Consider the following 13,728-nt stretch of genomic DNA (forward strand, 5'->3'; position numbering starts at 1 on the left):
ATCCGCGTTCGTTAAAATCGGTCAGATTTAAGTAGTGTACATAGAGTTAAACATCACATAATCGGTGGTAAGGTCTGTACCCCAGCCGATTGCTGAAGATCGCCCCTCGCGCAGCTTCATTTTGATGGTAATCTCGGATTGTTTAAGGATTCGCTTCACCAGGTTGATGTCAAATTCCTGAGGCTTTCCCTGAACCATCATCATCACCTCCTCCTTGTCATTGCCCAATGAGAGGTCTACCTTATCCACGTCAAATGGGACTCCTGAGCGCCCCATAGCCGCAAGAATACGGCCCCAGTTGGGGTCGCGACCGAACATGGCAGTCTTCACCAATGATGAATCAGAAACCACCCGAACAATTTTACGGGCCTCCTCCCTGTTCTTGGCTCCCGACAACTGGTACTCAATAAACTTGCTGGCTCCTTCACCATCGGATATAATCAGCTTGGCCAGGTGTATCATCAGTTCACTCAGTTTTTCCTTGAAAGTGATGTAGTGAGGATCGCTGGCGGAAGTGATCATCTCATTGTCTGCCAGTCCATTGGCCATAATGCTGGCCATATCGTTGGTGGAGGTGTCCCCGTCCACGGTGATCATATTAAAGGAATCTTCCACTACTTCTTTGAACGCCTTGTCCAGTAGCTTTTGATCTATGTTGATGTCGGTGAAGGCAAAAGCCAACATGGTGGCCATATTGGGATGAATCATGCCTGAACCTTTGGCAATCCCGCCGATATTGATGGTATTGCCATCTATGTCAAATTCCACATAACCTTCTTTGGCGAAAGTATCTGTGGTCAAAATGGCATTCGCCGCAAAACTCCCTGCCCGGGAGTTTTCAGAGATCTTCTTTACATTTTCCTTGATCCCCTCTACTACTTCCTCAGTAGGAAATTTCTGCCCGATGATACCCGTAGAAGCGATCATCACCTGGTTGACATCAATTTTGAACTCATCAGCAGCCGTCTGTGCCATAGCCAGAGCTCCCTCCGCCCCCTGCTGGCCTGTGACTGCATTGGCATTACCGGAATTCACGATAATGGCCTGCGCCATGTGGTTAGACTCCTGCAGGTGTTTTTTGGTCAATTTAATGGGCTCCGCAATGACGAGGTTCTGAGTAAAAACCGCCGATACTTTGGCGGGCACCTCAGAGTACATGATAGCCAAATCCCGGCGCATAGACTTCACGCCCGTATGCGCACCCCAGCATTTGATGCCTCTTACATTGGTAATATTTCTGATCATATTCAAAGCAATAGTATTTTTAAGGTTGTAATGGTGAAATACGAAGACCGGAAGTTTCGTCCAGCCCGAGCATAATGTTCATATTTTGAACAGCTTGCCCGGCGGCCCCTTTTACAAGGTTATCGATGACACTGATCGTGATGATGGTATTGGTCCGGTCATCATAGGTTGTAAAAATATCACAATAGTTTGTCCCCCGCACCTGTTTTAGGTTGGGCAGCTCATTCCTCAGGCGTACATAAGGCTCGTTTTCATAATATTCTCTGAAAATTTTCTCCAGATCCTGAGTACTCACCTCACGGGTAGGCTTGGTATAGGTGGTAGAGAGTATCCCACGGTCTACGGGCAAAAGATGCGGTGTGAAAAGCACTGTTGCTTCACTGTTGGCGTATTTACCAATGATCTCCTGTATCTCTATGGTGTGCCGGTGTGATTTGACTCCATAAGCCGAAAAATTGTCATTCACCATTGGGAAATGAGTATTCGGTTTTGACTTGATCCCAGCACCCGTTACGCCGGTCTTGGAGTCTACGGTAATCTGATGCTTGTCAATAATACCCTCTTTCATCAAAGGCGCAAGGGCCAGAATAGCAGATGTAGGGAAGCAACCCGGATTAGCCACCAGCCTGGCTTCCCTGATTCTTTTTCTGTAAAGCTCTGGAAGACCAAAGACAGCCTGATCAAAACCTGGCTCAAAATGATGATTTTTCTGATACCATGCCTCATACACTGCTTTGCTGGAAAGCCTGAAATCTCCACTCAGATCTACTATTTTGAACGATTTATCATGGTTAGCCTTCACAAAATCCATGGACACGCCATGTGGTAACGCCAAAAACACCAGATCAAGACCTGCTTCATCCAGGTCATCAATTCCTATCAGTTCGGGCTCAAAAATGTCCTTAAACTGGGGGTGAACATCCGAAAACCGTTCCCCCTTTCTGCTCTCAGAAGTGATCGATGTGATGTTCACATCCGGGTGATTGATCAATATTCTCACCAGCTCGCTACCCGTATATCCGGTGGCTCCTACAATTGCTACGTTATATTTAGACATTTATCTATTTGCTTTGATTGACTTGAGCAATACCTCAAAAACTGTTTTCAAATCTTCCATGGGGATGTTGAGCGGCGGCACTAACCTGATGACATTGCCGGCTGTGGCATTGGCCAGTACCCCGTGCTCCATCATAGTGGCTACCACAGGTTTGGATTCTACACTCAGCTCTATGCCTATCATAAGTCCATAACCTCTGATTTCTTTAATTTCAGGATACGATGATTTTACGTTGGCCACTTCCGCTTTTAACCAGGCTCCTTTTTCAGTGGCCTGTTGCAACATTCCTTCCTCTTCCATGGCTTCTATAGTGGCCAGCGCTGCTGCACATGCCAGGGGATTGCCGCCAAAGGTGGTGCCATGGTCTCCCCAATCGATGGCCGATCCCACCTTTTCTGAAGCCAGCACAGCACCAATGGGCATGCCTCCGCCCAGGGCTTTGGCCAGGGTCATCACATCCGGCTTCACATCATAATGCTCATGGGCGAACATTTTACCAGTGCGCCCCATGCCCGATTGTATCTCATCAAAAATCAACACGAGGTTTTGCTCATCGCAATATGCCCTCAGTGACTTAAGAAAAGCTGAATCTGCCAGATTAATCCCTCCCTCGCCTTGTATGGGCTCGAGCATGATGCCTCCTACTTCCTGAGTGACCATACTTTTGATGGCCTCCAGGTCATTGAAAGGAGCATGCAGAAATCCGGCAGGAATAGGCGCAAAACCATTCATCATGGCCTCCTTACCTGTGGCGGCCACTGTGGCTAAAGTACGCCCGTGAAAAGCGTTTTTCATCGCTATGATGGTGCCTCCGCGTCCGTGCTTACTGGCATATTTTCGGGCTATTTTGATGGCTCCCTCTGCAGCCTCTGCTCCACTATTTCCGAAAAAAACCCGCTGGAGACCCGATAGATCAGCCAGCTTTTTGGCGAGCTCCATTTGCGGTTCACTGAGGTAAAAATTAGAAATATGAATCAACTCATGGGCCTGCCGGCCAATGGCATCTGCCACTTTGGGGTGTGCATGCCCCACGTTATTCACCGCGATTCCTGCCAGGGCATCAATGTATTCCTTGCCCTCCATATCCCATAGGCGGGAGCCCTGTCCTTTTTTGAAGGCCAAAGGATAGCGTCTGAAAGTGGGTAAATAGTAGGTTTTGTCTAATTCGTGTAGTTCTTCTGTTGAATAACTCATTGGTTATTTTAATGTGATTGCCCGAAGGTCAAAATAAAAAAATGAAAAGCCTCCTAAAAAATCAACTGGCCAGGGAACATAAGAATCCCACAGCAGATGGAGACATCTACATAAGTAATAGTTAAAGGCACCAAATGTTCCTTAAAACTTCAAAAAATCAAAATAACACAGTAATATATTGGAATAATACCAAGTTACTTCACAATCTTTCTGGGGATAGCTGATGGCAACCGGCTGAGCATCTCATTATTTAAAAGCTGGGTGAGCTGAGTAAATGAGCTGATGTTGATGGTATTGTTCTGTTGACGGCCTACCAGCACTACTTCGTCGCCCACCTCCACGTTAGAAATATGAGAGATGTCCACCATGAATAAGTTCATATTAATCAAACCTACGATTGGCGCCTTTTTCCCTTTTATCAATACAAACCCGCGGTTAGACTGTCCCCGTGGATACCCGTTGGAATAACCCAATGGAAGTACTGCTACCTTCATATCCTGGGTAGCCTGATAAGCCGTGCCGTAGCCAATAAACTCTCCGGCATCCACATCACGCACGTCCATCACGTCCGTCTTCCATGTAAAAAGTCGTTTGAGTGAACCATTTCCTTTCGCCTCACCCGCCTGCATGTGCATATAGTAGATGTCCGGGCTGGGCCAAAACCCATACTGCGCCACACCCATCCTCACCATGTCATAGACCGTATCCGGGTAGGCCAGCGCAGCGGCCGAGCACGCTATGTGTCGGATTTCAGGTTGTATTTTTTTCTTGTCGCAGATTTTCAAAAAACCTCTGAAACGCTCCTCCTGGGCAGTAATCTTAAACTGATTGGAAAAGCTCTCAGCTCCACCAAAATGAGTACATAGCCCTTTGAAAGCGACATGCTCATGATTTTTCTTCAGAAAAGAGAGTGTATCCGGAAACTCCCTGGCGTTCATCCCGGTGCGATTGGCTCCCGTCTCTACCTCTATATGCACTTTGGCCCGGATGCCCAGCTTTTGGGCCTTCTCCAAAACCAGGGGTAAACGCTCATAGTTGAATACATAAAACTCAATGCCATTTTGAATCGCCCACTCAATATCCACATCATAGAGAATACCCATGATCATCACATCCGCACCCATGGATTTAGCCTCCAGTACCTCCTCTGCCTCAAATGCAGAGGCAGTCGCAAAATGATCAACCCCTGCCCGCTCGGCCATCTTCACAAACTGAGCGATCCCATGACCATAGGCATTGGCTTTTACCACGGACGAAATCCTGACTTCTTTTCCCACCTTCTTGCGAATGAAGTTGATATTGTTCGTCAATGATGATTGACTAAGTTCGATCCTTGAAGAGTGCCTTACCATAACTTGATTTGTTGATTCCATACATAGGATTTACCCCAGCTCTCTTTCGCCAGAGCGGCTGCGTCTTTCAGCAGATGATCAGGCACGCCAGTCAGAAAATCGGTTGTGTCCAGTGGGTTGTAATGAAAAGCGTATACCCTGGCGGCAAACTGCCCAAAAGGCAAAGAGGACTCACCATGCTTCTCTCCATGACCAAATACGGATGGTTTGATGCCCTGCCCCCAATCCTGTCTGCCTTCATTGTTAGGGTTTAAAAAATAGGCACGTACTCCGCCCATAGGATCCTTATCCACCCTGAGTAAGGAGATCGCATGAAACCCTACCATATCACCTTTAGCACTGGTAATGAAAATGCCCACCGGATTGGGGTAGACCATTTCCCGGTGACCATTGTAATCCGGGTGAAACGCCGCATAAAAGATTCTGACAAAGCCTTCAAAGTCAAGAATGGAATTGGTCAGGTAGTCATAGCAAGAGGCAAAGCCCAGCTGAATCCATTGACCATACATGAGTGGATTGACCCACTTATGAGGATCCTCACCGCGTCCGGCTGTCCGTTTCATCATCTCGCTGTACAACTTGTCCAAATGCGGTACCAGCACCACACTGACGGGATCAAGGTTATAATCCAGCTTCTCCATCAGCCCCTTCCCCAACTGATTGGAGGTAAGGTCCAGGTTCTCAAACCTCATGATCAGGTTATTTTGGGTGGCCACCGTGATGATCATATCAATGAGTTTGGCAGGCGCATGTTGACTCCACATACTGATCCCCCTGGCAGACTGACAGGTGGGGTTATTACCCTGCCCGACTCCTAAAGGTTGACCCAGGACCCTGAGTGTACCGCCCAAAAGGTATTTCAAGGCATTGGCGGCAGGCTCCTCATTGGCCAGTGATTTCAGGATGCGCTTTTCTACCTGACTGTTCAGTTTGATTTTCCTGAGGTTCTCCAAACCCACGCGCACAGGCCTTCTGGAAAACATGTTTTTTCCCAGCATGCGGGCCAGCCCATAGATACACTGACAATTATCCGGGCTCACAATCTCCATAATCAGGGTGGAAACCAACTCATGAAACTTATCCCATTCGGCTCTTCCCCGATCATTCAAATCCAGGCAGTCAGGAACCAGCGCCGGATACTCCTGCACCAGTTTTTGAAGCAAAATGGGATGATACCTGCTCACCAGCCCTGTCGAGCTCATATGATAACCCATCGCTTCGGCTTCTGCCCTGAGGGTCTTCATATTCGCATTGCTCAGAAAATACTGATAATCTGACAGCTCACTATGCGCTCTGGCTCCATCGGATGGGCCATATACGGCTTCTATGTAGTGTCTGACTGATTGATCGGTTTTGGAGCTCCCTGTGGTGTCAAACCGCTCGTCCACCAGTCTGATGAGTTCCCGAACTTTTCTGGTCACAATAGGCCGCTGAGCACAGATAAGCCTGATCTCCTCAGCCAGCTTTTCATAGACCCCACTAAGATCTATCTCACTCATCATAAACCCGAAGAGGTTAAACGCCTTCTTCAACTCCCGCTCAGACATGACACTTCTGGTTTCCTCAGATGGCTCCTTCAGGGCAAACTCCAGATTATGTACCACTACCTCCTCCAGAAAATGTTGGGCTTCTCCGGCTGACATTGCCGGGCTGGTCATGTCTCCGTTGGCCAGGGACAAAAGCCTCAGTTCTGAAAGAATTTCGAAACTAGAAGAGGGATGTCCGAACTGGAGCGTGCCCTTCACGAGGTATGGCACCAGCTTGTCCGGTTCGTTCCAGGACGTACCAGCAAAGATCCCCGCTTCGTCAAGATCAGGGCATTTCTCATAGAGGTATGACAAACCATCCCTGGTAAGACTCAATAAATCTATCTGGCTAGCCAGCTTTGTAGCTTTTTCGGGTTTGGTGAGTTCCGTTGATTCCGAGAACTCCCGAAAGCTTTGCTCAAAATTGTCAAATACCCGATCTGAGGCTGTTTGCATATATCTGATTTGAATTCAATACTCTTAAAAGACTCTTAAAAAGTGTCTACAACCTGTCCTTATATGTAAAAATCCACCTCTTCGTAATGCTGAAGAAGTTCTGTCATCCGATCGGGATCCTCCCCTTTGAAGTTGATGGTACCGAAATGATTACCAAAACCCTCGCGGCTATCGCCAAGCTTCTGGCCACTATATGGAGGCACCAGTGTGTGATCTACAAAATAAGGTTCATTGTTGAGCTCCTCGGGTATTTCCAGTTTAGAAAACTGACGCTTGCGCGGATAGATCATCACGTTACCATGATAGTTTTTTGGTTTGAAATCCCTGGCCGGGAAGATAGCATCTAATTCCTCTTCGGTGGCATTGGGATCATGAGAAACGACAAAAGCCGCCAAAGCATCAAACTCCCACGACTTACTGGCCAGCTCCAAAATGTGACCTCCCGGGATTCTACAGGCCGTTTCACCAAAATTCAATTCATCATCGTCAGTAAGGAACCACTCTGGGTGCACCATCCCATACTCTATTCCGAAAATGTCCACCAGTTTCTGCACATGTTGATGAATCATGTCTCTTTTGCTTTGCAGGTATCTGCCTTCGGGGATGAAGTTTGAATATCCCAACTTCACATACTCTGTTATATTCAGAAATCGTATTTTCCCTTTATGGATAAAAGCCTCACAGGAAAACTCCCGCCCGGGTAAATGACTCTCGGCCAGGCATGGAAAATCTCCTTCTTCACACTTCTCATCAATGTCTGACATAGACCTGAGCAACCGATGACCAACTGTACCTGCCGAAGCAAATGGCTTAATATGTACCCAGCTATCGGCCTCTCCATCCAACTGGAGGTTGGCTTCATTGAGGCGTCTCATAAAAGCTTTAACTCCTTCCTTGTTATGCACTTCCTCAAAAAGGCCTACCCGCAATCCACCAATAAGGGCCTTGCGCTTCATCATGGCTTTGTTTCTAAACAGAAAAGCACGATTAAGTACCCGGGGATCACCACGATAGATCGAGTTAAGTGCGCCTGCCCATTCCACCGTTTCCTCATAGAGGGGCACTGCTACATCAGCATTAAAAGGCTTCAGTTTTTCTACCAGATCCAATGAATTGGAGGTGTCACTCCATTCATCCAACTGGTAAGAGACAAACGGGATGTCATTCTCTTGAGCATAAGGTTCAAAATCAGCAAAGGAAACCACAACATAAGGTTTTCCCAGCTTCTGCATACTCTCTATTACGGGCAAACTCCACCCAATCAATGCAAAACATTTAGCCATAATTATTTTCTGTTATAAGGTTGAAATCGATTAATCAGTGCAGACACATCTCCTCGAAGGGACCCAATTGGACATATATTTCCTGTATTAGATAGACACATCTATCCATAGTAATGACTCAACGTCCTTATTGTTCCTGAAAATTGTGATTACCCCTCAGAGTACAGCAGTTTCTTAGAATAGTTTAAAATGAGGAGGTATGACGAGATGGTTGGTGGCATTACCTGAAATGCACTAATTTAAGGCCTGAAAAAAATCCAACCACGATGAAAAATCTGATTTACCTGATATTCACGCTCATTCCCATGCTCTCCTTCAGCCAGGAAACCATTCGCGTTTTTTACCTGGGTGGTCAGTCCAACATGGACGGCTATGGGTACAACAAAGACCTGCCGGATTCACTGGCCTCATTTGACAATGTCTGGATATTTCATGGCAACCTTGCCGGAGATGGTGAGCCCAACGGAGGGATCGGCCTATGGGAACCCCTCAAACCTGGCCATGGTGTGGGGTTTGCTTCAGACGGTCAGTCCAATCAGCTAAGCGATCGGTTTGGGCCTGAGCTCTCCTTTGCGAAGCGGATGCAGGCGCTTTATCCTGGCGAAAAACTAGCGCTCATCAAATACTCCAAAGGAGGCACCTCCATTGACAGCCTGGGTGCCGGACCATTCGGTTCATGGGAGCCCGACTTTCGGAGCAAAGGTGGGATCAATCAGTACGATCATTTTCTGGCTACTATCAGAAATGCCACGCAGATACAAGACATTGATGGAAATGGAGTGGCAGACATCCTTATCCCCAGTGGCATTCTTTGGATGCAAGGAGAAAGTGATGGTGACAAAACCGAAGCAATGGCCAACAGATACTACGCCAACCTGAAACGCCTGATGGATCTGGTGCGTGCGGCACTTCGCACGGATGACCTCCCAGTAGTAGTTGGAAAAATATCGGACTCCTGGAATGATGAAGATGGCAAAGTATGGGACTATGGTGAGCTGGTACAATATGCTCAGGAAAAATATGCCCGCACTGATGGGAATGCGGCCATTGTAAGAAATACACGCTACTATGGCTACTCAGATCCGTGGCATTACAAAAGCGAAAATTACATAGACCTGGGCGAGGCCTTTGCGGATGCCCTGTACAAAATCAAGGGCGACGATTGATCTCCCTTGATTTTATCCCTTGATAGGTTTGAAAAATCTAACCGGCTGTCCTTTTGAAAACCTCAAGGAAGTGATCTGCATCTGCTTTACTGAGATTGAGCGCGGGCAATAAACGAATGGTGTTTTTTCTGGAAGCAGAACCCGTAAAGATCTGGTGGTCAAACAACAACTTCTTTCGAAGATCTGCCGCCGGATATGCCATATCAATTCCAATCATCAGACCTTTTCCCCGAACCTCTTGCACAGCAGGTATTCCAGTCAGTTCGTTCATCAGGTACGCCCCCACTGCTCGCGCATTTTCGATCAGATTTTCCTCCTGAATCACCTCCGCCACAGCCAATGCTGCCGCGCATGCGAGGTGGTTACCGCCAAACGTAGTACCCAGCATTCCGAATTTTGCTTCGAACTTGGGAGAGATGAGTACACCGCCAATAGGAAATCCATTGCCCATTCCCTTGGCCATGGTATAGAGGTCGGCTTCCACGCCATAGTAGTCCTGTGAGAAAAACCGGCCGCTTCGGCCATATCCGCACTGGACTGAATCGGCTATAAACACCGTGCCATAGATATCGCACAGTGATCGGATCTTTTTCATGAAAGACTCATCCGGCAAATAAATACCACCCACGCCCTGAATGCCTTCTATGATTACTGCAGCAATCTCGTCATTGGCAAAAGCCATCTCCAGGGCCTCCTCATCGTTAAACGGCAGAATCAATGCATTGTCTGTGGCATTAACCGGCGCTACAATGCCGGAATTATCTGTCACCGCCACGGCCAGCGATGTACGACCATGGAATCCATTGGTGAAGGAGATAACCTTCTTTCTCCCGGTATGAAAAGAGGCCAGTTTCAGCGCGTTTTCATTGGCCTCAGCCCCTGAATTACACAAAAACAGGTTCCATTCGGGTCTCCCTGAAAGTTCGCCCACCTTTTCCGCCAGCTCTTCTTGCAGGGGATTCAGAATGGAGTTGGAGTAAAATCCCAGCTGCCGTACCTGCTCAGTGATGCGCTGAACGTAGCGCGGGTGAGAATGACCAATGGAAATGACAGCATGCCCGCCGTACAAATCAAGGTATCGGGTGCCCGCTTTATCATAGACATAGCTGCCTTCACCTTTAGTGACCTCTATAGGAAAGAGAGGATATACATTAAATAAACCCATTTTCTGAATTTGAAAAGTTTGATATTGTAAAGGCTTTTCGCCTTGTCTGTCTTTGTATTAATTGGTTCGGATTTGCCCGTCTCCCCGCACCACCCATTTGTAGCTGGTCATTTCTCTCAAGCCCATAGGGCCACGGGCGTGGAGCTTTTGTGTACTGATGCCTATCTCCGCCCCCAACCCAAACTCACCGCCATCAGAGAAGGCTGTGGAAACATTGGCGTATACGCAGGCAGCATCCACCTGTTTCAAAAACCGATCGATGGTTGGCTGATCTTCCGCAATAATGGCCTCACTATGTTTGGAACTGTACCTGGCAATATGCTCAAGGGCTTCCTCCATATCTGCCACCACTTTTATCGACAGCTTGTAAGCCAGCCATTCTACCCCAAAATCTTCCTCCCTGGCAGGTCGCAATAAATCACCACTGTAGTGTCCCGTTAGGGCTTCCAAACTTTCCTCATCGGCGTAAACCTCCACCTGATCACTTTTATCCATTCCAGACAGTAGCTGAGGAAGCGCTCCAAGCAGGTTCTTATGCAAAATCAGACAATCGAGGGCATTGCATACACTCACCCTTCTGGTCTTCGCATTTTGCACAATGGCCCTGGCTTTGACAAGATCAGCCGAGCCGTCCACGTAAGTATGCACTATGCCCGCACCTGTCTCTATCACCGGGATACTCGCATTTTTTCTCACAAAATCAATCAGTCCCTGGCTACCTCGTGGAATGGCACAATCGATCAGCCCCTCCGCTGTGAGGATGGGCAGCAACGCCTCACGCTCGGCAGGTGCCAGGTAAACCACGCCTTCCAGCCGATGAGCCCTGAGCACTTCATGAATGATGTCCACAATGGCGGTATTGGAATCTTTGGCATCTCTACTTCCCTTCAGCACACAGGCATTGCCAGTCTTCAGGCACAGTGAAAACACATCAAAGGTCACATTGGGGCGAGACTCATAAATCACGGCAATCACTCCTATGGGCACGGACATCCTGGACAGCTTCAAACCATTGGGCAAGGTGCGCTCTTCCAACTGCTGACCCAGTGGAGACGGCAGCTGTGCCACCCTGCGAATATCATCCAGAATGGACTTCAAACGATCGTCATTTAGCAGCAAGCGATCATACTTGGGGTCCGAGGGGTCCATGCGTTGGAGGTCCTTTTGATTGGCCGCCAGAATGTCTGCTCTGCGTTTCCAGGCCAGGTCGGCCACTTCATTCAATACCTGCTGTATCTGAGCATCTTCCAGACTCACCAGCTGACGACTGGCCGCCTGCACGCTCTTCAAATCTATTAATATCTGCTCCATCACTTGATTCCTTCTTTTGTAGCAAAACGGGTACCTACCCCTTTCCCGGACAATATGTCCAAAACAATGTTGTCCTGCTTGCCATTGGCAATGAAGGTCTCAATGCCTCCTTCAGCGGCCCGGGTAGCTATGTCCACCTTGGAGTGCATGCCGCCTCTCCCCATGCCTGATTTTTCAACAGAAATATGCTTCCTGTGGGCATTGTCGCCAAAAGGAACCAGACCAATCACCTGTCCGGCATCATCGTAGACTCCATCCACATTGCTCAGGATAATCAGTTTATCAGCCCCAATCATAGAAGCCGTAAGCCCGGCCAACTCATCGTTATCTGTAAACATCAACTCTGTAAGCGACACCACATCATTTTCATTTACAATAGGAACTATGCCCTGACCGATCAGACCTTCAAAACAGTTGATCATATTTTGATAGTGTTCACCTTCGGCAAAGTCTTCTTTGGTGGTGAGCACCTGCGCACAGACGATATCATACTCTATAAACAGTTCGAAGTAGCGTTTCATCAGTGAGGTCTGCCCAACTGCTGATAGCACCTGCCTGCGAATGGCCTCACTGGTGATGCCGCTCTCACCAATGATGCTTCTCCCGGCACCCACGGCGCCTGAAGACACCAATACCGGGTGCCAACCAGCCTGAATCAGCTTGACGAGCTGCACCACCACTTGTCGGAATATGAGTTTATCCAACATCCCATCGTGCCTGGTCAGCACATTTGTTCCCACCTTTATTACGATCCGTTTCACCTCTTTTCGATGATTTAAAAATGTCAGTTCTCTTTGGGTAGTTGTCAGATCAGACCATTCGGGGCAATGTCAGAACGACTCGGTCTAAATCGAGCGGAAAAGTAGCAGTAAATTGATTCAAAGTGAAGGAAATAAGTCAACAGTTGTCTCATTTTTTGTACGACCTACCCCATTGACTTTTTTTTGGATAATTCTTACCTTCATAACTCACGAACCTGACCTAATTTATGAAAATCCTAAAAATCCTTGGAATTATTGCCGCCGGCATTATTTTGCTGGCCCTTTTTGGCATTACCTTCATTAAGACTACTATGCCCGACGTTGGGCCCCCACCCACTGTCTCCATAGAGGTCACCCCTGAACGAATCGCTCGCGGCGCCTATCTCGCCCACAGTGTGACAGTATGCATGGACTGTCACTCCACCCGGGACTGGAGCAAATTTTCAGGTCCACTGGTGCCCGGCACCCTGGGCAAAGGTGGAGAAGTCTTCAATCAGGACTTTGGTTTTCCAGGCACCTTTATCTCCAAAAACATCACCCCGGCAGGCGTGGGTGAATGGACGGATGGCGAATTATATCGGCTGATCACTACCGGGGTAACAAGGACCGAAGATCCTATTTTCCCGGTGATGCCCTACTACAAGTATGGTCAAATGGCTGATGAAGACATCTACTCTATTATTGCCTATATCCGGTCGCTGGCACCCATACAAAATGAGGTGGCCCCCTCAGCTGCAGATTTCCCAATGAGCATTATCCTCCATACCATTCCCAAGCCAGGAAATCCTCAGCCCCTGCCTGAAAAAAGTGATGTATTGGCCTATGGTGCCTACATGACCAGCGCAGCGGCCTGCGGCGATTGCCACACACCTCAGGACAAAGGAGCTCCGATAATGGAACTGAATTTTGCTGGCAGTTTTGAGTTCAACATGCCAGGATTTGGAATCGTGCGGTCGGCCAATATCACACCAGACCAAAAAACAGGTATAGGGTCCTGGTCCGAAGAATTCTTCGTAAACCGATTTAAGGCTTATGCCGACTCAAGCTACGTGCCCCATGCAGTGGGCGAAAATGATATGCAAACTGTAATGCCATGGATGATGTACGCCACCATGCAGGAGGAAGACCTCAAGGCGATTTATGCCTACCTAAGATCCCTTCCGGCCATCGAAAACCAGGTAGTAAAATTCACTCCGGCTTCAGAATTGTAGA

Annotated in this window: 11 protein-coding genes; 2 read left to right on the forward strand and 9 right to left on the reverse strand. The window is 48.0% G+C overall.

Annotated features, from left to right (window positions below; all coding sequences use genetic code 11):
* Window positions 1–27: 27 nt before the first annotated feature.
* From argJ to RIH33_RS01465, 6 genes are all read right to left on the reverse strand, one after another.
* Complete coding sequence (gene argJ / locus RIH33_RS01440) at window positions 28–1,245, reverse strand: bifunctional glutamate N-acetyltransferase/amino-acid acetyltransferase ArgJ (RefSeq protein WP_406654626.1); 1,218 nt, start codon at window positions 1,243–1,245, stop codon at window positions 28–30.
* A 19-nt stretch (window positions 1,246–1,264) separates the two neighbouring features.
* Window positions 1,265–2,302, reverse strand: a complete 1,038-nt coding sequence (gene argC / locus RIH33_RS01445; protein WP_406654628.1) for an N-acetyl-gamma-glutamyl-phosphate reductase — start codon at window positions 2,300–2,302, stop codon at window positions 1,265–1,267.
* Window positions 2,303–3,496, reverse strand: a complete 1,194-nt coding sequence (locus RIH33_RS01450) for an aspartate aminotransferase family protein (protein ID WP_406654629.1) — start codon at window positions 3,494–3,496, stop codon at window positions 2,303–2,305. It lies immediately after the preceding gene.
* Between the two features lie 194 nt (window positions 3,497–3,690).
* The gene (gene alr, locus RIH33_RS01455; protein ID WP_406654630.1) at window positions 3,691–4,848 is read right to left on the reverse strand and encodes an alanine racemase; all 1,158 of its coding nucleotides are present in this window, start codon (window positions 4,846–4,848) and stop codon (window positions 3,691–3,693) included.
* Complete coding sequence (locus RIH33_RS01460; protein WP_406654631.1) at window positions 4,842–6,830, reverse strand: hypothetical protein; 1,989 nt, start codon at window positions 6,828–6,830, stop codon at window positions 4,842–4,844. Before RIH33_RS01460 ends, alr begins: the two co-directional genes overlap by 7 nt.
* Window positions 6,831–6,889: 59 nt before the next feature.
* A complete protein-coding gene (locus RIH33_RS01465; protein WP_406654632.1) occupies window positions 6,890–8,113 on the reverse strand; it encodes an acetyl-CoA carboxylase biotin carboxylase subunit family protein in 1,224 nt (407 codons plus the stop codon).
* A gap of 266 nt (window positions 8,114–8,379) precedes the next feature.
* On the opposite strand from RIH33_RS01465, the gene RIH33_RS01470 reads away from it, so the two are divergent.
* On the forward strand, window positions 8,380–9,279 hold the full coding sequence (locus tag RIH33_RS01470; protein WP_406654633.1) for a sialate O-acetylesterase: 900 nt from the start codon (window positions 8,380–8,382) through the stop codon (window positions 9,277–9,279).
* 37 nt (window positions 9,280–9,316) lie between these two features.
* On the opposite strand, the gene RIH33_RS01475 is transcribed toward RIH33_RS01470, so the two are convergent.
* Genes RIH33_RS01475 through proB form a run of 3 tightly spaced genes read right to left on the reverse strand, consistent with a single transcriptional unit; the run spans window position 9,317 to window position 12,516 of the window.
* Window positions 9,317–10,444: an aspartate aminotransferase family protein gene (locus tag RIH33_RS01475; protein ID WP_406654634.1), complete on the reverse strand. Its 1,128-nt coding sequence runs from the start codon at window positions 10,442–10,444 to the stop codon at window positions 9,317–9,319.
* Window positions 10,445–10,501: 57 nt separating this feature from the next.
* Window positions 10,502–11,755: a glutamate-5-semialdehyde dehydrogenase gene (locus RIH33_RS01480; RefSeq protein WP_406654635.1), complete on the reverse strand. Its 1,254-nt coding sequence runs from the start codon at window positions 11,753–11,755 to the stop codon at window positions 10,502–10,504.
* Window positions 11,755–12,516 (reverse strand): glutamate 5-kinase, encoded by a 762-nt coding sequence (gene proB / locus RIH33_RS01485; protein ID WP_406654637.1) that lies wholly within the window; start codon window positions 12,514–12,516, stop codon window positions 11,755–11,757. Before proB ends, RIH33_RS01480 begins: the two co-directional genes overlap by 1 nt.
* Before the next feature lie 227 nt (window positions 12,517–12,743).
* On the opposite strand from proB, the gene RIH33_RS01490 reads away from it, so the two are divergent.
* Window positions 12,744–13,727 (forward strand): c-type cytochrome, encoded by a 984-nt coding sequence (locus RIH33_RS01490; RefSeq protein WP_406654638.1) that lies wholly within the window; start codon window positions 12,744–12,746, stop codon window positions 13,725–13,727.
* Window position 13,728: the final 1 nt, after the last annotated feature.

This window comes from Marinoscillum sp. (genome assembly GCF_040222955.1).
In the GTDB taxonomy this organism is placed as follows: Bacteria; Bacteroidota; Bacteroidia; order Cytophagales; family Cyclobacteriaceae; genus Marinoscillum.

Bases quoted from the DNA above. Each gene is read 5' to 3' on its own strand.
- argJ (WP_406654626.1), bottom strand. From the start codon at position 1,245: ATGATCAGAAATATTACCAATGTAAGAGGCATCAAATGCTGGGGTGCG.
- argC (WP_406654628.1), bottom strand. From the start codon at position 2,302: ATGTCTAAATATAACGTAGCAATTGTAGGAGCCACCGGATATACGGGT.
- RIH33_RS01450 (WP_406654629.1), bottom strand. From the start codon at position 3,496: ATGAGTTATTCAACAGAAGAACTACACGAATTAGACAAAACCTACTAT.
- alr (WP_406654630.1), bottom strand. From the start codon at position 4,848: ATGGTAAGGCACTCTTCAAGGATCGAACTTAGTCAATCATCATTGACG.
- RIH33_RS01460 (WP_406654631.1), bottom strand. From the start codon at position 6,830: ATGCAAACAGCCTCAGATCGGGTATTTGACAATTTTGAGCAAAGCTTT.
- RIH33_RS01465 (WP_406654632.1), bottom strand. From the start codon at position 8,113: ATGGCTAAATGTTTTGCATTGATTGGGTGGAGTTTGCCCGTAATAGAG.
- RIH33_RS01470 (WP_406654633.1), top strand. From the start codon at position 8,380: ATGAAAAATCTGATTTACCTGATATTCACGCTCATTCCCATGCTCTCC.
- RIH33_RS01475 (WP_406654634.1), bottom strand. From the start codon at position 10,444: ATGGGTTTATTTAATGTATATCCTCTCTTTCCTATAGAGGTCACTAAA.
- RIH33_RS01480 (WP_406654635.1), bottom strand. From the start codon at position 11,755: ATGGAGCAGATATTAATAGATTTGAAGAGCGTGCAGGCGGCCAGTCGT.
- RIH33_RS01490 (WP_406654638.1), top strand. From the start codon at position 12,744: ATGAAAATCCTAAAAATCCTTGGAATTATTGCCGCCGGCATTATTTTG.